The organism is Nitrosophilus alvini (genome assembly GCF_015100395.1).
In the GTDB taxonomy this organism is placed as follows: domain Bacteria; phylum Campylobacterota; class Campylobacteria; order Campylobacterales; family Nitratiruptoraceae; genus Nitrosophilus; species Nitrosophilus alvini.
Genome location: NZ_AP022847.1, coordinates 214,149 through 240,996, shown reverse-complemented (window position 1 = coordinate 240,996; position 26,848 = coordinate 214,149). Strand labels below are relative to the sequence as shown.

General features: G+C 37.4%; 27 protein-coding genes. 11 read left to right on the top strand and 16 right to left on the bottom strand.

All coding sequences use genetic code 11. The features are described 5' to 3' along the window. Positions 1-5: 5 nt before the first annotated feature. From nuoK to EPR_RS01325, 16 genes are all read right to left on the bottom strand, one after another. Positions 6-308 (bottom strand): NADH-quinone oxidoreductase subunit NuoK, encoded by a 303-nt coding sequence (gene nuoK / locus EPR_RS01400; RefSeq protein WP_200763336.1) that lies wholly within the window; start codon positions 306-308, stop codon positions 6-8. Next, the gene (locus tag EPR_RS01395; RefSeq protein ID WP_200763335.1) at positions 305-859 is read right to left on the bottom strand and encodes an NADH-quinone oxidoreductase subunit J; all 555 of its coding nucleotides are present in this window, start codon (positions 857-859) and stop codon (positions 305-307) included. The genes nuoK and EPR_RS01395 overlap by 4 nt, the downstream gene beginning before the upstream one ends. A gap of 11 nt (positions 860-870) precedes the next feature. After that, a complete protein-coding gene (gene nuoI / locus EPR_RS01390; RefSeq protein WP_200763333.1) occupies positions 871-1,479 on the bottom strand; it encodes an NADH-quinone oxidoreductase subunit NuoI in 609 nt (202 codons plus the stop codon). Positions 1,480-1,488: 9 nt separating this feature from the next. Continuing rightward, positions 1,489-2,484: an NADH-quinone oxidoreductase subunit NuoH gene (nuoH, locus tag EPR_RS01385; protein WP_200763331.1), complete on the bottom strand. Its 996-nt coding sequence runs from the start codon at positions 2,482-2,484 to the stop codon at positions 1,489-1,491. A gap of 3 nt (positions 2,485-2,487) precedes the next feature. Further along, a complete protein-coding gene (locus EPR_RS01380) occupies positions 2,488-4,974 on the bottom strand; it encodes an NADH-quinone oxidoreductase subunit G (RefSeq protein WP_200763329.1) in 2,487 nt (828 codons plus the stop codon). Beyond that, entirely contained in the window at positions 4,971-7,244 is a 2,274-nt protein-coding gene (locus tag EPR_RS01375; protein ID WP_200763327.1) for an NADH-quinone oxidoreductase subunit G, read from the bottom strand. Before EPR_RS01375 ends, EPR_RS01380 begins: the two co-directional genes overlap by 4 nt. A 9-nt stretch (positions 7,245-7,253) precedes the next feature. Continuing rightward, the gene (locus tag EPR_RS01370) at positions 7,254-9,254 is read right to left on the bottom strand and encodes an FAD-dependent oxidoreductase (protein ID WP_200763325.1); all 2,001 of its coding nucleotides are present in this window, start codon (positions 9,252-9,254) and stop codon (positions 7,254-7,256) included. Beyond that, positions 9,254-9,484, bottom strand: coding sequence for an NADH-ubiquinone oxidoreductase subunit E family protein (locus EPR_RS01365; protein WP_200763323.1), 231 nt, complete (start codon positions 9,482-9,484; stop codon positions 9,254-9,256). The genes EPR_RS01370 and EPR_RS01365 overlap by 1 nt, the downstream gene beginning before the upstream one ends. A gap of 86 nt (positions 9,485-9,570) precedes the next feature. Then, positions 9,571-10,803: an NADH dehydrogenase (quinone) subunit D gene (nuoD, locus tag EPR_RS01360; protein ID WP_200763320.1), complete on the bottom strand. Its 1,233-nt coding sequence runs from the start codon at positions 10,801-10,803 to the stop codon at positions 9,571-9,573. 10 nt (positions 10,804-10,813) lie between these two features. Next, positions 10,814-11,611 carry an NADH-quinone oxidoreductase subunit C gene (locus EPR_RS01355; RefSeq protein ID WP_200763318.1) on the bottom strand — a complete coding sequence of 266 codons (798 nt, stop codon included), beginning with the start codon at positions 11,609-11,611 and terminating at the stop codon, positions 10,814-10,816. Then, a complete protein-coding gene (locus tag EPR_RS01350; RefSeq protein ID WP_200763316.1) occupies positions 11,611-12,120 on the bottom strand; it encodes a NuoB/complex I 20 kDa subunit family protein in 510 nt (169 codons plus the stop codon). The genes EPR_RS01355 and EPR_RS01350 overlap by 1 nt, the downstream gene beginning before the upstream one ends. Continuing rightward, positions 12,102-12,500 (bottom strand): NAD(P)H-quinone oxidoreductase subunit 3, encoded by a 399-nt coding sequence (locus EPR_RS01345; RefSeq protein ID WP_420827461.1) that lies wholly within the window; start codon positions 12,498-12,500, stop codon positions 12,102-12,104. Before EPR_RS01345 ends, EPR_RS01350 begins: the two co-directional genes overlap by 19 nt. A gap of 152 nt (positions 12,501-12,652) precedes the next feature. Further along, the gene (locus EPR_RS01340) at positions 12,653-14,386 is read right to left on the bottom strand and encodes an ATP-binding protein (protein WP_200763311.1); all 1,734 of its coding nucleotides are present in this window, start codon (positions 14,384-14,386) and stop codon (positions 12,653-12,655) included. 70 nt (positions 14,387-14,456) lie between these two features. After that, positions 14,457-15,323 carry a deoxyribonuclease IV gene (gene nfo / locus EPR_RS01335; protein ID WP_200763309.1) on the bottom strand — a complete coding sequence of 289 codons (867 nt, stop codon included), beginning with the start codon at positions 15,321-15,323 and terminating at the stop codon, positions 14,457-14,459. An 88-nt stretch (positions 15,324-15,411) separates the two neighbouring features. Further along, positions 15,412-15,888: a hypothetical protein gene (locus EPR_RS01330; protein ID WP_200763307.1), complete on the bottom strand. Its 477-nt coding sequence runs from the start codon at positions 15,886-15,888 to the stop codon at positions 15,412-15,414. Further along, on the bottom strand, positions 15,885-17,282 hold the full coding sequence (locus tag EPR_RS01325) for an MBL fold metallo-hydrolase RNA specificity domain-containing protein (RefSeq protein ID WP_200763305.1): 1,398 nt from the start codon (positions 17,280-17,282) through the stop codon (positions 15,885-15,887). The genes EPR_RS01330 and EPR_RS01325 overlap by 4 nt, the downstream gene beginning before the upstream one ends. 151 nt (positions 17,283-17,433) lie before the next feature. Between EPR_RS01325 and EPR_RS01320 the strand changes: the two genes are divergently transcribed. The 11 genes from EPR_RS01320 (at position 17,434) to EPR_RS01270 (ending at position 26,845) form a co-directional block, all read left to right on the top strand. Next, the gene (locus EPR_RS01320; protein WP_200763303.1) at positions 17,434-17,691 is read left to right on the top strand and encodes a hypothetical protein; all 258 of its coding nucleotides are present in this window, start codon (positions 17,434-17,436) and stop codon (positions 17,689-17,691) included. Further along, positions 17,691-18,302 (top strand): protein-L-isoaspartate O-methyltransferase, encoded by a 612-nt coding sequence (gene pcm / locus EPR_RS01315; protein ID WP_200763301.1) that lies wholly within the window; start codon positions 17,691-17,693, stop codon positions 18,300-18,302. The genes EPR_RS01320 and pcm overlap by 1 nt, the downstream gene beginning before the upstream one ends. Positions 18,303-18,381: 79 nt before the next feature. Further along, positions 18,382-18,699 carry a MarR family EPS-associated transcriptional regulator gene (locus EPR_RS01310; protein WP_200763299.1) on the top strand — a complete coding sequence of 106 codons (318 nt, stop codon included), beginning with the start codon at positions 18,382-18,384 and terminating at the stop codon, positions 18,697-18,699. Continuing rightward, a complete protein-coding gene (gene tviB, locus EPR_RS01305; protein ID WP_200763297.1) occupies positions 18,696-19,988 on the top strand; it encodes a Vi polysaccharide biosynthesis UDP-N-acetylglucosamine C-6 dehydrogenase TviB in 1,293 nt (430 codons plus the stop codon). The genes EPR_RS01310 and tviB overlap by 4 nt, the downstream gene beginning before the upstream one ends. 10 nt (positions 19,989-19,998) lie before the next feature. Continuing rightward, on the top strand, positions 19,999-20,772 hold the full coding sequence (rfbF, locus tag EPR_RS01300; RefSeq protein WP_200763295.1) for a glucose-1-phosphate cytidylyltransferase: 774 nt from the start codon (positions 19,999-20,001) through the stop codon (positions 20,770-20,772). After that, positions 20,757-21,884: a CDP-glucose 4,6-dehydratase gene (rfbG, locus tag EPR_RS01295; protein ID WP_234697144.1), complete on the top strand. Its 1,128-nt coding sequence runs from the start codon at positions 20,757-20,759 to the stop codon at positions 21,882-21,884. Before rfbF ends, rfbG begins: the two co-directional genes overlap by 16 nt. Beyond that, positions 21,871-22,422: a dTDP-4-dehydrorhamnose 3,5-epimerase family protein gene (locus EPR_RS01290; RefSeq protein WP_200763284.1), complete on the top strand. Its 552-nt coding sequence runs from the start codon at positions 21,871-21,873 to the stop codon at positions 22,420-22,422. The genes rfbG and EPR_RS01290 overlap by 14 nt, the downstream gene beginning before the upstream one ends. After that, positions 22,422-23,306, top strand: a complete 885-nt coding sequence (locus EPR_RS01285) for an NAD-dependent epimerase/dehydratase family protein (protein ID WP_200763282.1) — start codon at positions 22,422-22,424, stop codon at positions 23,304-23,306. The genes EPR_RS01290 and EPR_RS01285 overlap by 1 nt, the downstream gene beginning before the upstream one ends. Beyond that, the gene (gene rfbH, locus EPR_RS01280) at positions 23,303-24,631 is read left to right on the top strand and encodes a lipopolysaccharide biosynthesis protein RfbH (RefSeq protein ID WP_420827463.1); all 1,329 of its coding nucleotides are present in this window, start codon (positions 23,303-23,305) and stop codon (positions 24,629-24,631) included. Before EPR_RS01285 ends, rfbH begins: the two co-directional genes overlap by 4 nt. Beyond that, positions 24,631-25,923: a lipid II flippase MurJ gene (locus tag EPR_RS01275; protein WP_200763279.1), complete on the top strand. Its 1,293-nt coding sequence runs from the start codon at positions 24,631-24,633 to the stop codon at positions 25,921-25,923. The genes rfbH and EPR_RS01275 overlap by 1 nt, the downstream gene beginning before the upstream one ends. After that, complete coding sequence (locus tag EPR_RS01270) at positions 25,907-26,845, top strand: glycosyltransferase family 2 protein (RefSeq protein WP_200763277.1); 939 nt, start codon at positions 25,907-25,909, stop codon at positions 26,843-26,845. The genes EPR_RS01275 and EPR_RS01270 overlap by 17 nt, the downstream gene beginning before the upstream one ends. The last annotated feature ends 3 nt before the right edge of the window (positions 26,846-26,848 follow it).

Genomic DNA, 26,848 nt, shown 5'->3' with positions numbered 1-26,848 from the left:
CTTCCTTACCCGTGCATTGTTTGGAGCGTATCGAGGTCGATGCTGCCTCTTCTTTTATACCAGATTATCAACAATCCAAGACCCACAGCCACTTCACTAGCAGCAATTGCAATTATAAAAAATGCAAAAAGCTGTCCTGTCAAATCGCCATAAAATTTAGAAACAGCCGCAAAACCGATATTTACGGCATTCAACAGCATCTCTGTGGCAAAGAAAAGCATCAATAGATTTTTTCTTCTCAAAATACCGACCAAACCGATTGCAAATAGTATTGCAGCAACGATCAGATAATGACTTAGTGTAATCATTGCACAGCCTTTTTTTCTATTTCTTCATCTTCTATCAGAGTCAGACTCTCATCCATCTGCTTGCTTGCTAGTATTATGCCGGCTATCATGGCAACAAGAAGCATAACTGCAGCTACCTCAAACGGAACGAGATATTTTGTAAATAGTACAATACCTATAGCTTCTGCATTTCCTACATTTTCAAGCATAGGATAAAGAGGTGTGACTTTTTGTGAAATAATCGGAGCTACAACTATAATAACAAGCAGAACCGCTGTCATTCCGCTAAGCAGAAATACAACTTTTTTGCTCGGATTTTTCTCTTTAATGTCTCGCGTAGAGTCGAAAAACATCATACCGAATGCGTATAGGGCCATCACTGCACCTGTATAAACAACAATCTGTACAACGCCTAGAAAATCTGCATCAAGCAGGAAGAAAAATCCGGAAATAAAAATCATTCCGGCAGCAAGCGCACTCATAGCATAGAGTGCATTTTTTGTCATGACTGTTATACTAAACATTACTATTGTCAGTGCAGCAAACAGATAAAATGCTATTGCTTCAAACATCTTTATCCCTTTTAATAAGCTAACGGTGTTTTCTTGATAAATTTATCGGCATCATCACTCGGTGCACCGAACCCTGGGAACTCTTTCTGCCCTTTAAGGAAATCGAGTGGAGTGAGCATATCCTCTTTCAAAACAAAGTGTGCACGTTGTTCACTTGCATTTTCATAATTTTGTCCATGTACGATCGCCAGTTCTGGACAAACTTCCGCACAATATCCGCAGAATATACATCGTCCAAGGTTTATAGTATATGCAGTCGGTATTTTTCTATTATTTTCATCCATTTTAGTATCTATTCTGATACATTTGGCTATACATATCTTTTCGCAAAGGCCACAGCCGATACATCTTTCATTGCCACTTTCCAGAAGCCTCAAAAGTTTATGAACTGCTCTATATCTTGGTCCTATCGGTAGCTTCTCTTTTGGATATTTCACGGTATGTATGTTGAATTTCACCATCTCCCTGAACACTATCCAAAGCCCTACAAAAAGCTCATATCTGAAAGTTCTTCTGACAACTCTTTTAAATTTCTCCCATGGTGTTTTGGGATACTCTTCAATTTCGATCAGTTTGTAGTTCTGTTGACCGATATTTCTGTTTTTAAATTGTTCGACCATCTTATCCCCTTATATCATCAAAACGATGCCGGTTATTACTATATTCAAAACTGCTATAGGCATCAAAACTTTCCAACACAGCCACATCAACTGATCAGGTCTTATGTGAGGCCACGCCGCCCTAACCCAAAGGAACAGGAATATAAAGAAAAATACTTTTAGAAGTATCGCTATAGCCCCGGGTATAAACCAAAGATCGTTAAATCCGCCAAGGAATATAATACTTACAAGGAATGAAACGGTAAACAGGTTGGCATACTCCCCTATAAAGAACATCCCCCATCTCATACCTGAGTACTCTGTAGCATATCCTGCAATGATTTCAGCCTCATGTTCAAGTAGGTCAAACGGTGTTCTGTTTGTTTCTGCAAACCCTGCTATCATAAAGAGTAAAAAAGCAACAGGTTGACTCCAAATTAGCCAGTTTGATACTCCGCCCGCTTGATAATTGTTGATATCTACCAAAGAAAGTGATCCTACAATCATAAGTGGGGCAAGTACGGAAAGACCGGTTACAACTTCAAAACTCAAAAGTTGAATAACTGTCCTGGCCGCTCCCAAAAGTCCCCATTTATTGCTTGAAGCCATACCGGCAAGAAGCGGCCCGTACATACCTACCGCCATAACACCCAGTACATAAAGAAGTCCAACATTGATATCGGCTATTATCGGTTTGACAGTATATCCACCTACTGTAAACTCAGGGAACATAGGAATTGCAGCCATAGCCATAAACGCTGTAGCGGCAGTTATAACAGGTGCAATTTTAAATATAGGCTTTATCGCGTTTTGCGGTACGATATCCTCTTTTGTAAAGAGTTTTATACCGTCAGCCAAAACCTGAAGCAACCCGTATGGGCCTACATGCATTGGCCCCAGTCTTCTTTGCATAAATGCAAGTACTTTCCTTTCCGCATATGTAGCAAAACCAGCCAGTGCAGAAAATACACCCAAAACTATAAGAATTTTTATAACTGTCTCTATGATGAATGCCGTCTCACCCATAGCTTACACCTTTTTTATATTTGCTTCTGCAAACCTGTACCCGGCAGCAAAAAGCTTTTCAACATCTATGTTTTTGTCAAATGTAGAAAGATATGCGATGTTTCCGTCAATCTTATCATCAAGCTTTACCATAACGGTAACTTCGCACTCTTTTCCTGCTACTTCAACCTTGTCACCGGGCTCAAGCCCATGCTCTTCGAGAAACGCCCTGGAGGCATATAGTCCGCCCTGTTCACTCAGCTGATGCGCTTTGTTGGTAAAAGGACTGAACTGCAAAACAGGCTCACATCTGTATATAATTGTGCCGTTAAACTCCGGTAGCTCCTCTATCTCTTCGATTTTGGTTTCAGCTTCCGTAAGTTTCGGCTCTATCACATATCCTCTCACCTCTTCGCCCGCATTTGTATAATGGTTCGGCAAAGAATCAAAATCTACTCTCTTATATCCCTTCTCTTCAGGTAGCTCTTTTGTAAACTCTACTGTATACTCTTTATCACTTACTCCTAGCGCTCTGGCTATATCGTTCAGTACATACCCCTCATATGGAAGAGCAACGTTTGTCGGTACGACTCTTTTGTCTATATTTGTAAAGGTGCCCTCCTGCTGATTCAGTGCAGGCATATCCAAATCACCCTCTCCAAGAGCGCTCAGTATAAAGTCTCCCGGAGCGTTGTACCCTATCACGTACTCTCCGGCCTCATTATCTAGATCGCATATCAAAGATACGCCCAGACTGTTCGTCTTCGGAGGAACCAATACCACTTTAAAATCTGTATACCTCTCTATCAAACCCGCAAGTCTCGCTATATTCCCAGCCCTCGGATGAGTGTAGAGATCCTCGCCGAGGATCAGTGCAAAACTGTCTTTTTTTGCAAGCATTTTCTGAAGTTTTTCCATAAAGTCTTCAGAAGCATCTACCATATCAAGAAGCGCGTTGTGATCTACTTCTATCTCTTTTTTCACTTTTTTTGGAACAAGTTTTTCAACCTCAACTTCCTCTTCTCTCTCTTCACCGGTCTCTTCATCTTTTATCTTCTTGACAACTTTTTCTTTCACCTTCTCTTTTATCGTCTCTTCTATCTCTTTTTTTACGATTGAATGAAAGCTTTCAAGATATTTTGCAGTGGTTTCTGGAAGCTTCTCTTTATCGGCAAAGAGATCAAGAAGCAGATACATAACAGCCTCTTCTTTTAAGGGCTTATGGGCTATAGCCATAACATTTTTGCCAATTCCCTCGATAACAGGGTCCTTTACCGGATGAAAATAAAGACCGGCACCCTTATTCATTTTCACTGAGTTGTTGAAGGCAAATCTTGCTCTTGGATTGTCGCTTTTCAAAGCCGTACCGACCGAGATGACAAAGTTTGCATTATGAACTGACTTCAGGTCACCGCCATAAAGGCTAGAGCCGCTTGTTTTTGAAAATTCACTAAGAAAATCTCTATATTTTTTAGCCTCTTCGTTTACGAGTCTATATCCGAATTTTTCTTTGAGCTTTTGAAGTATCAAAGCCTCTTCGTTTGTTATATAGCTTGAAAATCTTATAGTATCCGCTTTTTTGAACGCCTCTATCGCATCGGCAAAAGCCTTTTCATCCTTTTGGGCTCTGTTTTCAAAATCGTAGCCAAATCTCCCAGCCCCGCACAAAGAGACATAGTTCCACTCATTTTTTACTCTGTATATTTTCGGTTCAGGATTGTCAATAGAAGTGTGTTTTATATCGTAATAGAGATGGCATGCGGCGCTGCAGTGGGCGCATGAAGCAGGCGTTGATTTAAGTTCCCATGCGTTTGAAGTATATTGGAAGTCGCTGCTTACAAGTGCTCCAACAGGACATACCGATATACACTCTCCGCACCAGGTACAGTCGAGCTCTTCTCCCGCAACCGCTCCGATAAGAGACTTTTGCAGTTTGTTCCACATAGCATAAGCATCTTTAGGCATCTCATCTTTAAGCTCTTTTGGAAGCTTATCTCCGCCTCTGGGAACAGTTTTCAAAGCTGCATCGCCTATCATATCTTTACAAACTGTAACGCATCTTTCGCATACGATGCAAAGACCCGGATCATATTTTATAAAATTCCAGTTTTTAGCGGGTCTGTGCACATCTTTGATTGCATAATGCTGCTCGTCGACTTTTATTTCGAGATTGTAGTTTTGAAGCTCACATTCGCCGCTCTGGTCGCAAACTCCGCACTGGAGCGGATGGTTTACATCGTAAACTTCCATTATGGCGCGGCGTTCTTCAATGATGTTTTCCGTAACGGTTACGATATTCATACCATCTTTTGCCTTGGCATTACAGGCATATACCTGTTTTCCGTCAGCTTCCACAAGGCATAACCTGCACGCAAGCGTTGGCGAACAGTTTGTCAGATAGCATATAGCAGGTATGAATATATCATTGGCACGCGCAATGTTAAGAACATACTCACCGGCCGTAGCTTCGCACTCTTTTCCGTCAATAGTAATTTTTATTTTTTCACTCATAGCTCGCCCACTTTTTCTATTTTTACAGCTTCATAACGGTAATCCGATAGTACATAAAAATAACTTAAGTCAATATCAAAGGTTGGGCATAGAGCAACCGTACCTTTGAGGTCTGTATCGATTCTAAACACTCTTTGCATTTCACCGTTTCTGCTTCTTATGATCACTTTGTCGCCATCTTGCAGTTTTGCAGCTATTGCAAACTGTTTCGAACCTGTAAGCTCACCTGTACTACTCAGCTGATGCGCTTTGTTGGTAAAAGGACTGAACTGCAGTACAGGCTCACATCTGTATATAATTGTGCCGTTAAACTCCGGTAGCTCCTCTATCTCTTCGATTTTACTTTCAGCTTCCGTAAGTTTCGGCTCTATCACATATCCTCTCACCTCTTCGCCCGCATTTGTATAATGGTTCGGCAAAGAATCAAAATCTACTCTCTTATATCCCTTCTCTTCAGGTAGCTCTTTTGTAAACTCTACCGTATACTCTTTATCACTTACTCCTAGCGCTCTGGCTATATCGTTCAGTACATACCCCTCATATGGAAGAGCAACGTTTGTCGGTACGACTCTTTTGTCTATATTTGTAAAGGTGCCTTCTTGCTGGTTCAGTGCAGGCATATCCAAATCACCCTCTCCAAGAGCGCTCAGTACAAAGTCTCCCGGAGCGTTGTATCCTATCACGTACTCTCCGGCCTCATCATCTAGATCGCATATCAAAGATACTCCCAAACTGTTCGTCTTCGGAGGAACCAATACCACTTTAAAATCTGTATACCTCTCTATCAAACCCGCAAGTCTCGCTATATTCCCAGCCCTCGGATGAGTGTAGAGATCCTCGCCGATTACAAATGTAAAGTTTTTCCTATGAAGTCTTCTTTTTCTATTAAACTTTTTGAGTATCTCTTCTATCTCTTCTTCGCCAACATTTGACTCTGCACTTATGTAACCGATATCCAAAGCATCAAACCACTCTTTATCTATGCTGTTTTTGGCATCTTCATCTATAAACGCATCTGCAACAAGGGCCATGACGCCCTCTTCTGTTCCCACTTCGTATTTGACAAATTTTGTTACTACGTTTTTAAGAAGCTCGTCCTCCATAGGATGCATATATACAACTTCGCTGCTCTGTTTTCGGGAGGCGACTGTAACGGCATATCTGACAGCCGGATTGTCTGTAGCTATCCTTGTTCCGAAAATTATGATATAGTCGCTTCTTTTAATATCTTCAAGCGATCCGCTATAAAGGCTTGAGCCGCTTGTTTTTGAAAATTCACTAAGAAAATCTCTATATTTTTTAGCCTCTTCGTTTACGAGTCTATATCCGAATTTTTCTTTGAGTTTTTGAAGTATCAAAGCCTCTTCGTTTGTTATATAGCTTGAAAATCTTATAGTGTCCGCTTTTTTGAACGCCTCTATCGCATCGCCAAAAGCCTTTTCATCCTTTTGGGCTCTGTTTTCAAAATCGTAGCCAAATCTACCAGCCCCGCACAGATTTGTAAATTCGTAATCATTTGTCACTCTGTATATAGCAGGAGAGTTTTTATCAAAACAGCCTTCATGTTTGGTTTCATAGTACAGATGACATGCTGCACTGCAGTGGGCACAGGATGCCGGGATTTTTGTCAACTCCCATGCATTTGCACTGTATTTGAAATCCTGGCTAATCATAGCACCGACCGGACATACCGCAATACATTCGCCGCAGAAAGTACAATCGAGCGTCTCGCCCTCTTTAACAACAATATGAGATTTATATCCTCCAAACTCTATCTCTATCGCATCATCACCGATCACTTCGTTACATGTATGAACACACTTTTCGCATAGAATACAAAGGGAAGGATCGTATTGTATAAATTTCCAGTCTTTAATGATTCTGGGCTGATCTTTTGCACTGAAATCCTGAGTGTCAACCCCGAATTCCAGAGTTTTATTCTGCAGATCACAATTCCCGCTCTTGTCACAAACTCCGCATTCCAGTGGATGGTTCACATCATACAGTTTCATTATATTCTGTCTGTGTGAATAAAGCTCTTTGGAGTTCGTTTTTACTTTTATACCTGTAGTAGGTGGTGTCTGACAACTTAGAACAAACCCCTCTACTCCTTCCACTTCCACCACACAGAGTCTGCATGATGCTATAGGTTTTACTTTGGGAAGATAGCACATTGTGGGAATATATATACCCTCTCTTCTTGCTGCTTCCAAAATAGTTTCGTTTTTATTAGCAGTGACTTCTTTTCCGTCTATATAAAATTTAATCATTTCCTGCCTTTATACAGCGACCATAGCTATATAGTAACATCTCATACATCGTTCGGCTTCAGCGATTGCCTGCTCCTGAGTAAGCCCCAAATTTACCTCTTTGTTATTATCTTTTCTCTCTTCTACAGTTAGCTTCTCACTCACAGCCCTTGGAAGTCCCGGAAGCCATCCTTTGATCTTCTCTTTCTTGTCATAGACTTTGAGCGCTCTTAAATGATCTTCCATTATCTCTTCATCTGTCAAAGTCACCTCACCGGTTAGTACATATCTTGCCATTACCGATGCGGCTCTTTTCGCCTGTCCTACGGCATTTACAATAGTCATAGGCCCGTATTCGCAATCTCCCGCGGCAAATACTCCTTTTCTACTGGACATATAGGTTTTGCCGTCCGTTTTTATTGTTCCCCAGCTTGTAAGCTCTATCTCCCACTCCTCTGGCAGATGCGAAAGGTCTGCACTCTGGCTTACTGCAGGTATAAGATAGTCGCACTCTATCTCAAAATCCGCACCTTCGATTTTTACGAGCTGCGGTCTTCCTCCGTTAGGATCGGGAACAAGTTCGAATCTATTGATTTTAAGTTTTTTTAGCTGATCGTTTTCATCTGTAATTATCTCTTCGACTGCGGAATAAAAGATAAACTCAACACCCTCTTCTACCGCTTCATGATACTCTTCGTATGTGGTGTTTCTTATAATTGTAGCTTCATCTCTTCTATAAAGCATAATTACTTTTTTGGCATTTGCTCTGACAGAACACCTTACAACGTCCATAGAGGTAAATCCGCCTCCCACGCAGACAACCGTTTTACCGGTGAGATCAACAGGTTCACCTATGCCATATTTTACATATAGATTTATCTCATCAAGAAATTTGATAGCCGGCCAGTAGCCCTTTATCTCTTCTCTTTCGTTTTTTGCTCTCACTTTTTTGGATATTCTAGTACCGGTTGCGATGAGAATAGCGTCATACTCTTTTTCAAACTTTCTCATCATATCCGCATCAACTCTTGTATTTGTATATATATTTACACCATCAAGGCTTTTTACAGCTTCTATATCTTTATTGTATTTCTCTACCGGCATTCTGTACTCGGGAACCCCCACAGCCACTTCGCCGCCAAGAACCGGAAGCTCTTCAAAAATATCACACCTTATACCTTCCAAAGCAAGATAATAGGCTCCTGCAAGTCCTGCGGGGCCGGCTCCGATAATAGCAACTTTTTTATCGGTCAAAGGTTTCTGTTTTTTGGGATGAAGCCAGTAAAGACCGTGGTCATCCTCAAAATCGGCTCCGAGTCTTTTGAGCTCCATAATCGATATTGGCTCGTCAAGATTCGTTCTTCTGCACGCGTCTTCGCAAGGGTGTGGACAGACTCTGCCGCAGGTATGTGCCAGAGGCATGGTTTTTCTTGTAGCCTGCAAAGAGTCGTCAAATCTGAGGTCTCTTACACCCTCGATATATGCCGGAATATCCACATGTGAAGGACAGGCATCCATGCAGGGTGCTGTAACTTTTGCTATATAGTCGCATTTCTTGTCATAATCAGGTGAGGGCTTTTTATCGTTTATAAGTTCCAAAATTTCATCTTGAAAATACTTCATAATATCCAAAAGAGGTTTCGGTACTGTTCTACCGATTTCACATTTACTCGTTTCCATCATGGTTCTGGAAACCTCTTTTAGATGTTCAAGATCACTTACCTCTCCCTCTCCTCTGGCTATTTTGTCAAAAAGATCATATAGTATCCTGCCGCCCCATCTACCCGGCGCACATCTTCCGCAGGCTTCAGAATATTCCTGATATTGTGCGGCATATTCGGTAGCTAGTCTTACTACATCGACACCTTCTTCAAAGATAGCAAAACCGTCCCATCCTATGAACGCTTTGGATTTTTTGTCAACGTTGTAATGCTCCGGAAAATTGAAAGATGATTCTGTCCACTCATCGGCCGGTTTACCGCGGTTGTCTATAAATTCATCCCGCCAGCAGGAAAAATAGACTCTGCTCACTATTTCTTCCTTCTTACAACTATAGTCCAGTCCACTTCATTGAACTTCAAAGAGTTCAAGAGCTCATGGCCGGCCTCTTTTATAAGATCTGCACTTTTCTGGATAGGAGAAAAATCTCCAATTTCAAAAAGAAATATAGCAACCTCTTCTGGTTTTACCTCTTTTTCCAAAAGCTCCAACATCCTGTCATAAAAATTATCATGCAAATGTCTCAAATCGTATCTAACCATCTTCTTCCTTTTAATAAGGTTGAAGGGTGAAGGACGAAGGATGAAGGAGGACTGTTTCTTCTACCTTCAGCCTTCTACCTTCAGCCTTATCTGTCAATTTCACCGAAAACTATATTTGTACTTCCTATTATAGTTACAACGTCCGCCAGATAGTGTCCCGGCAGAAGGTCTTGTAAAATTCCCGTATGCCAGAAGCTTGGAGCTCTGATTTTCAGTCTGTAAGGATACGGTTCGCCTTCGCTTCTGATAAAGAAACCGAGTTCCCCTTTCGGCGACTCGGTAGGTACATAAACTTCGCCCACAGGAGGCCTCATACCCTGAGTCACAAGGACAAAATGTTGCATAAGCGAATAGTTCTGGGTCATTATCTGCTCTTTTGGTGCAGATATATATTCCGGAACATGGGCCATAATTTCAGGTGATGTATCTTTATACATTGGAATAAGCTGTTGAAGAATTCTGACACTTTGTCTCATCTCTTCCATATAAAGTTTGTACCTTCCGTAACTGTCACATCTGTCAGACACCGGAATATCAAAATCAAGCTCATCATACAGCTCGTAAGGTTCCTCTTTTCTTATATCCCACTCTATTCCGCTTCCTCTTAGCATAATACCGGAGCATCCCCAGCTTTTCGCCATCTCAGGCGGTACTACACCCACATTTTCAAGCCTCATTCTCCAGATTCTGTTCGTATCTAAAAGCCCTTCATAATCCTCTATATCTTTTGGAAGCTTGGCTATGAAAGCGCTGAGTCTTTCTATCCAGCCTGCAGGAAGATCCAGTGGAACTCCTCCTATCCTGACTGCACTGTGCGTAAGTCTTGCGCCGCAGTACTCTTCCATAAGGTCCATTGCATATTCGCGCTCTCTGAAACAGTACAGGAAAACACTCATAGCGCCTACGTCAAGTGCATGGGTTGCAAGCCAGAACAGGTGCGAGATAATTCTGTTGAGCTCAAGAAGCATCGTTCTTATCACTTTAGCACGTCTAGGAACTTTATCTTCTATCCCAAGAAGTCTCTCAACTGCAAAAGCGAATGCATAGTTGTTTGATGTTGCCGCAATATAGTCCATTCTGTCTGTAGTGGGCAAAAACTCGTTATATATCATGTTTTCGCCCATCTTCTCCATACCTCTATGGAGGTATCCGATATCCGGTACTGCTTTTACCACCTGCTCTCCGTCAAGTTCGAGTATAAGTCTGAGCTGTCCGTGGGCAGATGGATGCTGCGGACCGAAGTTGACGATCATATTTGTATCGTCTCTTTCAAATACAAGGTTTTCGAAAAATGGTTGTAGTCTGTTTCTTTGCTGCATATTCCGGCCCCTATCTGTCTCTGTTGACTATTTTTGATTTTTTCATATCGAATGTTTCTACAAGCGGTGCATCATCATTGAATACATCAGGATTTCCCTGTTCTTTATAATCAACCGGTGCACCTCTTGGCACTTCATGTCCGAGCCTTGCAAATCTTTCAGTATCATACCTGTCTACAAATGCCGCATCTCTTATCTCAGGCCCTATGATTTCTCTGTACTCTTTTCCAAATATTTTGTCCACCTCATACCACTGGGCAGCTTCGTCGCCGTGAAGAGGATATGTTTTTCTGAGAGGATGTCCACTCCAGTCGTCCGGCATAAGAATTCTCTTCATATACGGATGATTATTTACTTTTACACCGAACATATCGTACATTTCCCGCTCACTCCAGTTGGCGCTTCTAAACACACTCTCAACACTCTCTATAGCCTGGTTCTCTTTTATTCTGCATTTGATTCTTGCTCTCTTTCTTTTTGATGTGGAGAGCATCTGATAAAAAATTTCAAATTCACCGTCTTGGGCCAGATAGTCTATTGCGCTTAGCTCCGACAAAAAATCGTATTCAAGCTCATCTTTGAAAAACTTTACTACCTCTTTGTTTATCTCAGGAGCAATGCAAACCACCAACTGCCCTCTTTGAATATATGCTTTTTTTATTTCAAAATTCTCTTCAAGTTTTTTCAGATCCTCGGCATATACCTCATCATTTTGCACATCTTCTTCCGGTATTTTGGGAGCAACCCAGAATCTGTCGGTATAGTAGGCTTTTGCCTGTACGTTGTCTTTTGGTTTATATGGTCTCATCATACCAACCTTTTTGGTTTTTGACTTTTAAAAATTGACTCTTTTCTTATCTTTTTCTGAAGCAGCATAACAGCATATTGAAGAGTCTCGGGTCTTGGAGCACATCCTGGCAGATACAGGTCAACAGGTATTACTCTGTCGACTCCCTGAACTGTCGCGTATGTGTTGAACATACCGCCTGTATTGGCGCAGCTTCCCATAGATATAACCCATTTGGGCTCAGTCATCTGGTCATACAGCCTTCTGATAAATTCGGCATGCTTTTTGGTAAGTGTACCTGCAACTATCATAACATCAGACTGTCTCGGACTCGCTCTGAATATAACACCGAATCTGTCGAAGTCATATCTGCTCGCCCCGCTTGCCATCATCTCTATCGCGCAGCAAGCAAGCCCGTATGTAAGCGCCCAAAGAGAGTTGCTTCTTCCCCAGTTTACAAGTTTGTCTACAGTTGTAAGTGCAACGGGAAGACCGCCGCTTGCAGCATAATTTACCTGATGCTGTGCCATTCTAGTGCTCCTTTCCTCCATGCGTATATGAATCCGATTGCAAGTAAAAGTATAAAAAGTATCATCTCTGCAAACCCAAACCATCCGAGTACTTTAAAGTCTATGGCCCATGGAAACATAAAAATTATCTCAACATCAAAAAGAATAAACAGAAGCGCAAAAAGATAGAACTGCACAGATATCCTGTTGGGCTGTTTTGTAACTTCAGGACCGCACTCATAGATAGTGAGTTTCAGTTTTTCCGTATCCAGTTTTGCAAGCTTTCTGCTCACAAACCTTGCTGCTGTTGTAGTTGCCGTAAAAGCTACTATTGTAATAACAAACAGCAAAAATGCACCAAAATAGGGATGTGCAACATCCATATGAGTCAACATCAACATCTCCTTTGGATCAAGTAACAAAATTGCTACCGACACACTTTTAGATTCTAAATGCAACTATAACAGAAAAAGATTGAAATCAATTTAAGATGAGTAAATTTGTTAACTTTATCATTTATTTGTTTCTTATAGAAACAGTCTTTCAAATTGTTCTAACTTATAAATCCCATAGATTTTTCATCACCAAAGGTTGATGCTTTCTCTTTTTTGATTTCTGTTACGAAATCTTCCACCCTGAATATAGGACTTTCGCTAGCTGCGACCCTGTAGGCGGTATTTTTTATAACAAGGTTTATCTGTCCTCCTGTAAGATCGTAACTCGCCAGCTTTTCTATATCAAATCCCTCTTCATAAGGTGCATTTTTAGGAAGCATTTTTTTCCATAACTCAACTCTTTCTTTGAAACTTGGTTTTTTGAACTCTATTTTGTAGTTAAATCTTCTCGAAAATGCCTGATCTATAGTTTCAAGCAGATTTGTCGTGGCGATAAGCACCCCTTCAAATTTCTCTATCTGTTCCAAAAAGATGTTTTGCATCTGGTTGTGCATTTTGTCGGCACTGCTTCCGGGACTGCTTGTCCTGCTTGAGAGAAACTGATCCGCTTCGTTAAGGAGTAAAACCGGTTCGGTTTTCGCTTTTGAACTTAGTTCATTGTATGTATCAAAAATTTTTCTTACATTTTTTTCACTCTCACCAACATACATTGAAAGTATTTTAGAGCAGTCAAAACTGAGAACCGGTTTTCTCAGCGACTTGGCAAGAGAAAGAGCCGTCATCGTTTTTCCGGTCCCTGGAGGTCCGTAAAGGATGATCCTGGCATCTATTCCTTTCTTCTTCGGCTTTATACCCCACTCTTTAAGTCTGTTTGAAACTGTTCTGTCCATCTGTTTCAAAAGATTGTTGAGTGTCTTTCTTGTTTCTGGATGAAGCACCACATCGTCAAGCGTCGTTTTGGGCTCAATCAGTTCAAAAATATCCTGCTCTTTTATCAGCATATCGAGTTTCAGCTTTTTGCTCTTTTTCTTTTTCTGCGGATGTATAATTCTTTGAAGTATGTCTTCGACTATAAAAAAAGATCTGCTTATGCCTCCAAAAGGTGTGAGCATCTCATCATAGTCTATAAGCCTCTCTTCTATAAGTTTTGCTCCCTCTTCAAGCATAGCCCTGTTTTCAATTCTTTCGTATTCATCAAAACTTATCAGGTCTATAAGAGTATTCATCTCTCTAAGATTCCCGTCTGTTCCGGCATATTCTTCTTTTAAAAGTGCCAAAAAAATGATTTGCTCTTTTTCATTGAGGTCGTACTCTTTGAAAAATTTCTCCACTTCAATATCTTGCTCGGTAACTTTGAGCCTCTCTTCTATCCTCTTTTCAAGGAGTTTGAGTTTGTTTCTGAGTCTGTGAATACTTGGGGAGTCGAGATTGAAATTCTGCTTTGTTGCACTGAGCTTCTGATACAGATCTATTCTGAAAAACTGGTCCTGCAGATATTCCAGATGATCCGTGTACGGTTTGATCTCAGGAAGAACAAGGTCGAGATTGCCTTCTTCGACAAGTTTCAAAAAGGGTACACTCAGTGTTATGTGAGTATGAAGAAGTTCCAGTGTGGTATGTTCGTTTGTCTTGAAACTGCCGAAACTTCCCTGAACTATCCACCCGAGTTCAAGCAGATTTTTTATAATGGGAAGCTTGTGCAGATGCTCAAAATCTTTCCCTCCGTAGATATCGAGAAGAAGGTCCGATACAAGAACCTCCTCCTGTGCATTGATATACCTTTTTGCAAGCTCACGCAAAAGTTTTGCTTCCTCTTCGCTGCATTTAAGCTGAGGAAAAATTTTCGTTTTTTTTATGTCCTCTGTTTTTATGAAATCTATCAGATAGTTCACTTATCTCCTTTGTCCTATCTTTTTTAATTATTTGCAAAAGCATATTTTCAATTCAATTGCCAAGTCGATTCTATCTATTTTTAAAACTATATAGAAGCTCTATCTCTTTATCCCATATACTATCATCTATTGTCTCCAAAATCAACGGTATGTTATCAAGCCTTCCGTCGTTCATTATAAGCCTGAATGCTTCAAGGCCTATTTCGCCTTCTCCTATGGAGTGATGTCTGTCAACCCTGCTTGCAAATTTCGCTTTCGAATCATTTATATGCATACCTCTTAGATATTCAAACCCAACGATTTCATCAAACTCTTTCATCGTTTTTTCATATGACTCTTTATCTCTGATATCATAGCCGGCGGTAAACATATGGCATGTATCAAGACACACGCCTATGCGGCTCTTATCCTCCGTTTTGTCTATAAGATACGCCAGATGTTCAAATCTGTATCCAAGATTGCTCCCCTGCCCGGCAGTATTTTCAATGACAAGAGTTACGCCCTCGGTCACATCAAGCGTCCTGTTTATTGAATCGGCTATGAGGTCCAGACACTGCTCTTCGCTTATCTTTTTTAGATGGCTTCCGGGATGAAAATTGAGTTTATCTAGACTCAAAAGTTCACATCTTTTCACCTCATCGATAAAAGCATCCAGACTCTTTTGCCGCTTATCCTCTTCGGGATGACCCAGATTTATTAGGTAGCTGTCATGGGACAGTATCTGCTTCGGATCGATTCGAGACTCTTCTAGATTTTTTAAAAACTCATCTATCGTTTTTGTATCAAGAGGTTTCGCCATCCACTGTCTTTGGTTTTTTGTAAAAAGTGCAAACGCTTTTGCACCGATATTTTTTGCATTGACAGGAGCATTGAAAACACCCCCGCTTGCACTCACATGGGCTCCTACGTATTTGTTTGATTTTTCACTGTTTTTCAAAATGTTCCTTTTTTGCAAACTTCCAACTCTTCAACACTTCTCAAAATATTCCCCTTTCAAGCACCAACACTCACACTAACACTCACACTTATATATCTTTAACCTTTATCAAAATCCGGTTTATTCTATCTTTAAAATATATCTCGCCTTTTTTCACGCGGTAGATTATATCAAAACTGTTTTTTTTGTATATATGCTGCTCAAACCCATCTTCTGATTTAAAGATATTTTCAGCTTTGAAGATCGGTCTTCCAAGAAAAACGTTTTTCAACAAATCGGGAGGATAGTGAGCTGAGAGATATTTTTTGTTAAACTCCTTTTTACTCATACATCCCTCATCAGTGCATACCCTGTTTGATATACTCAGGCCCAAAAGCGCGCTTCCTGCAGAGTAGATTTCCACTTCTACTCTATTTTTATACTTCTTTACAAAACCGGTATCAGCAAATCTAAGCTTGGGTGTTTTCATAACTATCAGAGAGCTTTTTACCTGTTGCGGCATTTTAGCGGCACACCCCCATAGAAGGAAAACTGCACAAACAGCAAAAAGCCAAGATTTTATCATAGATATATGACCTCTTTTTCATTGACTATATGTGCTTTGGCATGAAGTCTTTTTTCAATTGCTTTTTTAAAAATTTCCTGTTTCTCTTTTTCGCCATGTATAAGAAAAATATGCCCGAGTCTTTTGAAACTTTCTATCCACTCTATCAATTCGTTCTGGTCTGCATGGGCGGAAAAACCGTTTATCGTATAGACTTTTGAAGCGACTTTTATCTTTTCGCCATATATCTCTATCATTTTTGTACCCTCTATTATTCTTCTGCCAAGCGTTCCATGCACCTGATATCCTACAAATATTAGAGAGTTTTTAGGATTCCAGAGCCTGTGCTTCATATGGTGAAGAATTCTTCCGCCATTGCACATTCCGCTTCCGGCTATTATGATGGCTCTGCTTTCGACAGAATTTATTTTTCTTGACTGATTGGGAGTCTGTGCAAACTGTAGATAGGGAAATCTGAATATATTTCCGTCTCTTTTGAGATAGTAGTTACATTTTGGTCCAAGCTCTTCGGGATAATTTGTGTATATATTCGTAGCTTTTATGGCAAGAGGACTGTCAAGAAAGACCTGACACTCAGGCAGTTCGCCACTATTATACATATCTTTTAATATGCACAAAATTTCCTGTGATCTCTCTACTGCAAAAGAGGGAATCAAAACATTTCCATCCACCAGCAGAGTCGAAACAACCGCCTCTTTAAATTCTATTATACTTTCATTTAAAGGCCTATGGTTCCTGTCGCCGTAAGTAGATTCTATAAAAAGATTGTCAGCCTTTTCGGGATACTCTACCGGCTTTATGACCAAAGAGCTGCGGTCTCCAAGGTCACCGGAAAAAACAACTTTTCTTACTGTTTTAAACTCTTTATATTTTATGGTAACAAAAGATGAACCCAGTATATGTCCCGCATTTTGGAAAAGCAGTTCTATCGATTTTGGCAGCTTAACGGGCCTGTGATATTTGGCTACTCTTTTTTTCATCTTCCTGAACATATCTCTGACATCTTTTTCATCATAGATAGGCTTTCTCACCCTGTCGGCTTCTCCTCGTCTAAGAGCCTTTCTATATATTGTTTCATACTCTTCGCTCATAACTTTGGCACTGTCAAGTAGAAGAATTTTGGCAAGGTCAAAAGTAGCTTTTGTAGCGATTACAACTCCGGAAAATCCCTCTTTAAAAAGCTTGGGCAATCTTCCTATATGATCCAGGTGAGCATGTGTCAAGACGACAAAATCCACTCTCTTGGGATTAAAGCCGAATTTTTCATAATTTTTCTCTTCAACTTCCCCTTGAAACATTCCGCAATCTATCAATATGTGTATATTGTCTATTTCAAGAAGATGGCACGAACCCGTCACCGTTCCTGCAGCACCATAACTTATAACCTTTGCCATGTTCTTTCCTTATTTTTAGCTTTCAGCCAAGAACCTTATAACAGTTCATATGTTCTATTATAAATAAAATTAGTGTTATAATTGATTAAAAGGGGATGAAAATGGATTTTTTTATAGATCTGATTTTTACGGTGCCCTGCTAACTTATATAGTGTGGGGATTTGTTTTCTCATTTGAATCGCTTCTTGCGATGAACGGAGCAAAAAGCGCATATCAGTGGATAAAAAAATGGCACTCGCCCAAAGTTTTTGCCATAGAACTTGTTATATTTATGCCCATGCTACACATAACCTATGTATTTCTGGAAGTGATTCCGTATATTTTTGGCATAAATGATGAACTAAAATCTTTTAACACCGATACTCTTTTAAAAGATATCTATGAAAATAAGGAGCAATGCGGCTACTGATGAAAAGCAACAAAAAACTTGTAGAGCATCTGATCGACTGCGGTGTCCTGAAAACGCAAGAGATCATAGAAGCATTCAAAAATATCGACAGAAAAGATTTTGTTCCCAAAAAATATCTTGACGCTGCATATGATGACTATCCTCTTCCCATAGGACATGGCCAGACCATTTCTCAACCCTTTACCGTAGCTTTTATGCTGGAGCTTCTGCAGCCAGAAAAAGGGGACAAAATCCTGGATATCGGTTCCGGATCGGGATGGACTACAGCTCTTCTGGCTTTTATAGTCAAAGATAAGGGAGAAGTCATTGGGCTAGAAAGATTTCCCGAGCTTGTGGAATTCGGTCAAAAAAATCTCTCAAAATACAACTTCAAAAACGCTCGTATCGAAGAAGCCGAAACTCTCGGAATACCGGGAGAAAAATTTGATAAAATACTCGTCTCCGCTTCTGCCGCCTCACTGCCTGAAACTCTTGTAGATCAACTCAAAACTGGCGGTAGGATGGTTATTCCCATATTGGAGTCTATCTATAAAATAGACAAAATCTCAGAATCCGAAATAGAAAAAGAGGAACATTACGGATTTGCGTTTGTTCCGCTGATAGTATTCTGATTATTTAAGCTTTCTGTCATATAAATATAACTATACTATTTATTCAAAATTTGAATCTTAAATTCCCAATCGAGGGCAAATGGCATTTAAAGAAAAATATGAACAGGAACTCAGTCTATCTATCCTTAGAGAAATAGAAAATATCCCCGATCAAAAATCACTGGCCCAGTCTCTGGGCTGCAGTGTGGGAAAAACAAACTACATCATAAAAGAGCTCGTCAAAAAAGGCCTGGTCAAAACCAAACGCTTCATAAAAAGCAACAACAAAAAAGGCTACAGATACCTTCTGACAAAAAAAGGCTTGGAAGAGAAAATCAGACTGACGAAAGTTTTCATAGAGATAAAGAAAAAAGAGTATGAAGAACTACAAAGAGAACTTTATAAGGATAAAATATGAAATTAGCAATCATAGGTTTAGGCTACGTTGGGCTTCCTTTGGCTGTAGAGTTTGCAAAAAAATATAAAGTAATCGGCTTCGATATAAATCAAAAAAGGATTGAGGAACTAAACAGAGGTATCGACTCTACTTTGGAAGTTGGCGAAGATGAACTAAACTCGGTCCTTGAGACTTCAAACCTGAAACTTACAACTTCAACGGAAGATATAAAAAATGCGAATGTCTATATAGTTACCGTTCCTACACCTATAGACTCTCATAAAAATCCCGATTTGACCCCTCTGAAAAAAGCCAGCAAAACTGTCGGAGAGGTTTTGAAAAAAGGAGATATCATTATTTATGAATCCACCGTATATCCCGGCTGTACAGAAGAAGTCTGCGTTCCAATTTTGGAAAAAGTCAGCGGGTTGAAATTTAATGAAGATTTTTATTGCGGATACAGTCCAGAAAGAATCAATCCCGGGGACAAAAAACATACACTCCCTACCATAAAAAAAGTAACTTCCGGCAGTACACCAGAAATTGCAAAAAAAATAGATGCTCTTTATAAAAGCATTATTGAGGCGGGTACCCACTTGGCTCCTTCCATCAAAGTGGCAGAAGCTGCAAAAGTGATAGAGAATGCACAAAGGGATATCAACATCGCTTTTGTAAACGAACTTGCACTTATTTTTGACAAACTGGGCATTGATACTCTAGATGTCCTTGAAGCAGCAGGGACGAAGTGGAACTTTTTACCTTTCAGACCGGGTCTTGTCGGCGGCCACTGCATAGGAGTCGATCCATACTATCTGACTTACAAGGCAAAAGAGGTCGGCTATCATCCTCAGATAATACTATCAGGCAGGCGTGTTAATGATAATATGGGTATATATGTAGCCAATAAAGTGGTAAAACTTATGATACACAAAGGACACACTATCAGAGGAAGCAAGGTTTTAGTATTAGGAGTCACATTCAAAGAAAACTGCCCGGATATCAGAAACAGTAGGGTAATTGACGTTATTGACGAATTAAAAGAATTTGGCTGCAACGTTGATGTCTATGATCCCTGGGCCGATCCTGAAGAAGTAAAAAAAGAGTATGGGATTGAACTACTTCCTTCAGCTTTCAACCTTCAACCTTTAACCTTAAAAAATTACGACGCAATCGTATTAGCAGTAGCTCATAACGAATTTAAAAATCTAAACAAAGAACTAAAAACTAAAAACCAAAAACTAAAAACTAACACTGTAGTATATGATCTAAAAGGTGTTTTAGATAAAAATTTAATAGATAGAAGATTGTAAAAGGATGAAAATGAAAGTACTCATATTGGCAGGTGGGTTTGGAACAAGATTAAGTGAAGAGACCGAATTAAAACCTAAACCAATGGTTGAAATTGGTGGCAAACCTATCTTATGGCATATAATGAAAATATATTCCTATTACGGTTTTAATGATTTTTTAATATTGCTTGGCTATAAAGGGTATTATATAAAAGAGTATTTTGCAAACTATTTTTTGCATCAAAGTGATGTAACTATAAATTTACAAACAAATGAATTAGAAGTCCATAACAATAGTAGTGAGCCATGGAAAGTTACCTTAATTGATACTGGTAATGATACAATGACTGGAGGAAGGATTAAAAGGGCTCAAAACTATATTGGTAATAGACCATTCATGTTAACTTATGGAGATGGAGTTGGCAATATTGATATCAAAAATTTATTGGAGTTTCACAATGCTCATGATGGTGCCATAACAGTCACTTCAGCACAGCCGGAAGGTAGATTTGGTGCGTTAAATGTTGATAAAAATAACAAAGTAATAAACTTTTTGGAAAAGCCAAAAGGTGATGGTAATTGGATTAATGCGGGATTTTTTGTATGTGAACCGGAAATATTTAATTATATAAAAGATGGTGATAAAACAGTATTTGAACAAGACCCATTGAAAAATCTTGCAAAAGATGGGAAAATGTATACATACAAACATCACGGTTTCTGGAAACCAATGGATACACTAAGGGACAAGAGAGAACTTCAAAAGCTTTGGGAGTCCGGAAATGCTCCATGGAAAGTGTGGTAATGCAAAATCTTTTTGGCGGAATTTATAAAAACAAAACCGTCTTAGTAACCGGACATACAGGCTTTAAAGGTTCATGGCTTAGCTTTTGGTTAAAACAATTAGGAGCAAATGTTGTCGGATATTCATTGGAACCACCGACAAAGCCTAATCATTTTGAATTATTAAATTTAAAAATTGTTTCAATTATTGGAGATATACGGGACCAGGAAAAATTAGATAGTGTCTTTAATAAATTTAAGCCTGATATAGTTTTTCATTTGGCTGCTCAACCGCTTGTTCTTATGTCTTATGAAAATCCTATTGAAACATATGAGACAAATGTAATTGGAACATTAAAAGTTTTTGAGGCCTGCAGAAAAACAAATGTAAAAGCAATCGTAAATATAACAAGTGATAAATGTTATGAAAATAAAGAGTGGATATGGGGGTATAGAGAAAATGACCCAATGGGCGGGTATGATCCATACAGTTCATCAAAGGGTTGTGCAGAACTTTTAACTTCAAGTTATCGAAACTCATATTTTAATCTGGATGATTATGGTATAAAGCACAATACGCTGCTGGCTTCATGCAGGGCCGGTAATGTAATAGGCGGTGGAGATTGGGCAAAAGATAGACTGATTACTGATATCATGATAGCAGTTAGTAAAAATGAAAAAATAAAAATCAGAAATCCATATGCAACACGGCCATGGCAACATATACTGGAGCCTTTGAGTGGATACTTGCAAATAGGGCAAAAACTATTAGAAGGCAAAAAAAAATTTGCCGAAGGGTGGAATTTTGGTCCTTCTAACGAAGTTAGTATAACCGTAGAAAATGTTATAAAAACTATGCAAAGATATTGGAATAAAATAAAATATGAATATGAAAAAAATATTGAACATCCACATGAAGCAAAATTTCTAAAATTGGATTGCAGTAAAGCTCATATTAAATTAAATTGGAAATCAGTTTGGGATAAAGATAAAACTTTTGAAAAAACTGCACAATGGTACAAAAATTTTTATGAAAACAATATTATATTGACACAAAAACATTTAGAAGAATATGTTTTTGATGCAAAAAAAATGAATATTGAATGGAGTATTGAGAATAATGACAATCAATGATACTTTTATTTATGGTTTAAAAGTAATTGAAAATAAAAAATTTATAGATAGCAGAGGGTCTTTTTTGAAAATATTCAATAATGAAACATTTCAAAAATTTGGTATAAATTTTTCTATAAAAGAGAGTTACTATTCTATATCGAAAAAAGATGTAATTAGAGGAATGCACTTTCAGATACCGCCAAAAGAACATTTGAAGTTGGTTTATGTACCAAAAGGGCGCATAATCGATATAGTTGTCGATATAAGAAAAGGTTCTCCTACTTATGGAAAATACTTTGAAATAGAGTTAAATGAAGAGAATGGAAAAGCATTAATCATACCTATTGGTTTAGCCCATGGTTTTAAAAGCATAGAAAATGATACTATCGTTGTTTATATGCAAAGCAGCAGTTATGATAGAGAGTGTGACAAAGGAATAAAATATGATAGTTTCGGTTATGATTGGAAAATAGATCATCCAATTTTATCAGAAAGAGACAAAACATTTCCTCCATTAAATGAATTTATTTCTCCATTTAAATTTGGAGATACCTGATGAAAATATTGGTAACTGGTGCTACTGGATTTGTAGGAAAACACTTAAGCAAAAAATTAATAGAGTATCATGATGTCTATGCAATTGTTAGAGAAGGGAGCGATATTTCACAATTGGATAATAAAATAAAAATTTTTCGTTATAGTGGAAAAATTTCAGATCTGTTAGTATTTTTTAAAGATCAAAAATTTGATGGAGTTGTTCATTTAGCTTCAATGTTTCTGTCTGAACATAAACCTACTGATATAAAAAATTTAATATATTCAAATATCTTATTCGGTACAGAGCTTTTGGAAGCGAGCAAACAAACTAAAGTAAAATGGTTTATAAATACCGGTACATTTTGGCAAAATTTTAATAACGAAGAATACAATCCTGTAAATTTATATGCAGCAACAAAAGAAGCTTTTCAAAAAATTGCAAAATACTACACAGAAACCTCAAATATGATTTTTACTACTATAAAACTAAATGATACATTTGGTCCAAACGATACACGAAAAAAAATTTTTAGTTTATGGCAAAAAATTGCAGAAAGTGGGGACACAATAGATATGTCTCCAGGAGAGCAAATAATAGATATAAGTTATATAGAGGATGTAGTTGAAGCTTATTTGAAGTTGATTGAACTTTTAAACTCCAATGAATCATGTGAACTTAATGAAAAAGAGTTTGTAGTAACAAACAGTAAAAAAGTTTCCTTAAAAGAGTTGGCAAAAATTTTTGAAGAGGTTACAGGTACTAAACTTGGTATAAACTGGGGGGGAAGAAATTATAGAAAAAGAGAGGTTATGGTTCCTTATAATTTAGGACAAAGTGTACCCGGTTGGAATCAAAAATACAAATTAAAAGAAGCTATCAAAAAAACATTGAGGAAAAAATAATGAAAGATAGATTAAAAAAAGAGATATTTGAGAAGATAGTTGAATATTACAAAAGTGTTCATAAACCAGAACAGGAAAAAGAGTTCATTCCAGGACAATCTCGAGTTAATTATGCAGGACGTATATTTGATGAACATGAAATGATAAATTTGATTGAAAGTGGTTTGGATTTTTGGTTAACTTTTGGAAAATATGCAAAAGAGTTTGAGGCAAAATTGGCAGATTTTTTAGGTGTTAGATATGTTTTAAGTGTAAATAGCGGCAGCAGTGCAAATCTATTGGCTTTTTTCGCTTTGACGTCACCTCTGCTTAAAGATAGGCAAATTCAAAGAGGTGATGAAGTTATTACAGTTGCTGCTGGCTTTCCGACTACAGTTGCGCCTATAGTTCAATTTGGTGCAATACCTGTTTTTGTGGATATGGAGCTTGATACTTTCAATATTGATCCAAACGAAATTGAAAAGGCAGTTTCTCCTAAAACGAAGGCTATAATGATAGCTCATACGTTAGGGAATCCTTTTGATATTGAGAGAGTCAAAAATATTTGTGATAAATATAATCTTTGGTTAATAGAAGATAACTGTGATGCTTTGGGAAGCAGGTATAAAGGAAAATATACCGGTACTTGGGGAGATATAGGAACAAGCAGTTTCTATCCTCCACATCATATTACTATGGGAGAGGGTGGAGCAGTTTATACTAACGATCCTCTTTTAAAAAAGATTATGCTTAGTCTTAGAGATTGGGGAAGGGATTGTTGGTGCGAAAGCGGAGTAGATAATACATGTGGTCATAGATTTTCACAACAATTTGGCTCTCTTCCTAAAGGCTATGACCATAAATATGTTTACAGTCATTTTGGTTTTAACCTTAAAATAACCGATATGCAGGCTGCTATCGGTGTTGCTCAACTTGATAAACTTCCTTATTTTATAAAAAAAAGAGAGAAGAATTGGCAAAAATTATATGAGGGATTGAAAAATATTGATAAGTTTGTACTGGTTACACCTCAAAGAGACAGTGACGTTAGCTGGTTCGGGTTTTTAATCACATTAAAAGATAATGTAGGGTTTAACAGAAATGAGCTTGTTAAATATTTGGAAGAGCATAATATACAAACAAGAAATCTTTTTGCAGGAAACATGATAAGACATCCTATGTTTGAATCTTTAGAAAAAGGTAAGGATTACAAAATTATCGGTGATCTTAAAAACACAGATAAAATTATGAGAGATAGTTTTTGGTTGGGAGTTTATCCCGGAATAAAAGACGAAGCAATTGAGTATATGATTGAAAAAATACAAGAGTTTGTAAAAAATCATTGATGTTTAAAATAAAATATAATTTTCTTGTTCTGATACAGATATTAATAAGTATATTAAACTCTGTTATTTTATTAAAACTATTTGGTGTTTCCTATAAAGCAGATGTTTATTTGATGAGTATTGCAATTTTCTCTTCTATAAGTTTATTGCAATTAATGTTTGTTGAACAGTTTATGTATTTTTATAATGATGCTAAGACCGTCGGTAATGAATATGCTTATAAATTTTATAATTTTTCACTATTCTTCTCTTTAGCTACAGGACTTGTTATGTTCTTAATATTTTATATTTTTAGAAACTTTCTGGTGGAACTATATGCATTTGGCATTGATCCAGAAAGAAGAGACCTTCTTGTAAAGAGTGTTACAATTTTGGTTTTTAGTGGAATTTTTAATTTAGCTTTATATGTCAATATCAGATTTTTAAATGCAGAAATGCACTTTTCTCTTCCCTATATTTTAGAAATGATACCCGGTTTTATGACTTTATTGATGTTGATATATTCCTTGATATTTAAACTAAATAATATTGAACCGATATTAATAGCAAGAATAATAGGAACCGTAATATCATTATCTATTAGTATCTATTTTATTTTTAAATATATTAATGTGCCTTTTAATATTGTTTTAAAGCACAAGCTTGCAGCAAGTTTTATAAAAAACAGTATTTCAATGAGATTCGGACACAATATTCATAATCTTTTATTTACGCCTATTACAAGTAATATTTTGGCAGTTTTACCAAGTAGTTACGCATCTATATTTTACTATGCCCAAAGATTGATACAAATCGTTTACTCTCTTACAACAGGTCCGTCGCATAGGGTTTTTGTTGTAAAAGTATCAAAGCTTTTTTCTAACAAAAAATACGATGAAATTAAAAAATCAGCAATACAGTATCTAAAAATTGTACTGATTTTGTATGTAGTTTTTTCAGTGATAGTTTTTTTGATTATTCCTTATATTTTACCGATTTTATCATCAAAACTTACAACGCAAAATATTTGGATGATTGAAATGATGTTTCTTTTTCTGTCAGTTTGGTATTTTATTTTAACTTTAGAATCTTCTGTAACACCGATAGGTATTTCATCCAAAAGAAGTAAAATCTTTATAACTACAAATACTATATTTATAGTGACCTATTTTTTTATTTCATTTTTTTTAAAAGAAATTATAGGAATATATTCTATACCCGTTGCTGCTACTATTGCACAGTTAATCAACCTGATTTTATACGTTTTGTTTGCAAAAAAAATCCTCAAGGAATATAATGTTACCGAAAGTTAGCATCATAATACCTACTTATAATAGAGCCGACTATCTTGTTCAGGCGATAGAGAGTGCTTTAGCACAAGATTATCCAAATCTTGAAATAGTTGTTTCAGACAATTGTTCAACTGATAAGACAGAAGAAGTTGTCAAAAAATACTTGTCTGATAAAAGATTCAAATATTTTAGAAATGAAAAAAATCTTGGAATGACAGGCAACTGGAGAAGAGCTTTATATGAATATATTTCCGGTGATTGGGCCATTATATTGTCAGATGATGATTATTTTATCGATAATAGTTATATTAGTAAAGCTGTAAAACTAATCATGAAATTTGAAGATTTGGTGATTGTTCATGCCAATCAAGTAGAATATCTTGAGGATAAAAATATAAAAATTAAAATAAATAGGAAATTTCCTAAAATTATGAATGGATTAGATGTGTTTTTAAATTACCATTTGAATCAACTGGTTTATTTTTTGGCCACAACTATTTTTAATGTAAATGAAATAAAAAAACTTGATGTCTTTAAGAAAAATATAAACAGCTCTGATTGGTTAGAATTTTTAAAATTAAGTTTAATAGGCAAAATCGGATTTATTGAAGACCACGTATCTGTTTATAGAGTTCATAGTCAGTCTATTGCACAAAAAGCAGAATTAAATGATTTAATCAAAAACCTTGACTATATTTTGACTCCATATGAATTTGCAATCAAACAAAAAATTATAGACCGAGATAGTTTGTATAAATGGAAAAAAAGAATGATAAAAAATTACTTATATATGGTATTGATCGGATTGCTTAAATCAAAGAACAATAAAGCTATAAAAGAATTGTTTAGTTACATATTGAAAAATTATGAATATGCTTTAGTAATCTTCTTTTATCCAAGAAGTGTAAAAAATTTAATTTTTAATTTATTTATAAAAAAATAATGG

Coding starts and splice junctions, on each gene's coding strand:
- nuoK (WP_200763336.1), bottom strand. CDS start 308: ATGATTACACTAAGTCATTATCTGATCGTTGCTGCAATACTATTTGCA.
- EPR_RS01395 (WP_200763335.1), bottom strand. CDS start 859: ATGTTTGAAGCAATAGCATTTTATCTGTTTGCTGCACTGACAATAGTA.
- nuoI (WP_200763333.1), bottom strand. CDS start 1,479: ATGGTCGAACAATTTAAAAACAGAAATATCGGTCAACAGAACTACAAA.
- nuoH (WP_200763331.1), bottom strand. CDS start 2,484: ATGGGTGAGACGGCATTCATCATAGAGACAGTTATAAAAATTCTTATA.
- EPR_RS01380 (WP_200763329.1), bottom strand. CDS start 4,974: ATGAGTGAAAAAATAAAAATTACTATTGACGGAAAAGAGTGCGAAGCT.
- EPR_RS01375 (WP_200763327.1), bottom strand. CDS start 7,244: ATGATTAAATTTTATATAGACGGAAAAGAAGTCACTGCTAATAAAAAC.
- EPR_RS01365 (WP_200763323.1), bottom strand. CDS start 9,484: ATGGTTAGATACGATTTGAGACATTTGCATGATAATTTTTATGACAGG.
- nuoD (WP_200763320.1), bottom strand. CDS start 10,803: ATGCAGCAAAGAAACAGACTACAACCATTTTTCGAAAACCTTGTATTT.
- EPR_RS01355 (WP_200763318.1), bottom strand. CDS start 11,611: ATGAGACCATATAAACCAAAAGACAACGTACAGGCAAAAGCCTACTAT.
- EPR_RS01350 (WP_200763316.1), bottom strand. CDS start 12,120: ATGGCACAGCATCAGGTAAATTATGCTGCAAGCGGCGGTCTTCCCGTT.
- EPR_RS01345 (WP_420827461.1), bottom strand. CDS start 12,500: ATGTTGATGTTGACTCATATGGATGTTGCACATCCCTATTTTGGTGCA.
- EPR_RS01330 (WP_200763307.1), bottom strand. CDS start 15,888: ATGATAAAATCTTGGCTTTTTGCTGTTTGTGCAGTTTTCCTTCTATGG.
- EPR_RS01325 (WP_200763305.1), bottom strand. CDS start 17,282: ATGGCAAAGGTTATAAGTTATGGTGCTGCAGGAACGGTGACGGGTTCG.
- pcm (WP_200763301.1), top strand. CDS start 17,691: ATGAAAAGCAACAAAAAACTTGTAGAGCATCTGATCGACTGCGGTGTC.
- EPR_RS01310 (WP_200763299.1), top strand. CDS start 18,382: ATGGCATTTAAAGAAAAATATGAACAGGAACTCAGTCTATCTATCCTT.
- tviB (WP_200763297.1), top strand. CDS start 18,696: ATGAAATTAGCAATCATAGGTTTAGGCTACGTTGGGCTTCCTTTGGCT.
- rfbF (WP_200763295.1), top strand. CDS start 19,999: ATGAAAGTACTCATATTGGCAGGTGGGTTTGGAACAAGATTAAGTGAA.
- rfbG (WP_234697144.1), top strand. CDS start 20,757: ATGGAAAGTGTGGTAATGCAAAATCTTTTTGGCGGAATTTATAAAAAC.
- EPR_RS01290 (WP_200763284.1), top strand. CDS start 21,871: ATGACAATCAATGATACTTTTATTTATGGTTTAAAAGTAATTGAAAAT.
- EPR_RS01285 (WP_200763282.1), top strand. CDS start 22,422: ATGAAAATATTGGTAACTGGTGCTACTGGATTTGTAGGAAAACACTTA.
- EPR_RS01275 (WP_200763279.1), top strand. CDS start 24,631: ATGTTTAAAATAAAATATAATTTTCTTGTTCTGATACAGATATTAATA.
- EPR_RS01270 (WP_200763277.1), top strand. CDS start 25,907: ATGTTACCGAAAGTTAGCATCATAATACCTACTTATAATAGAGCCGAC.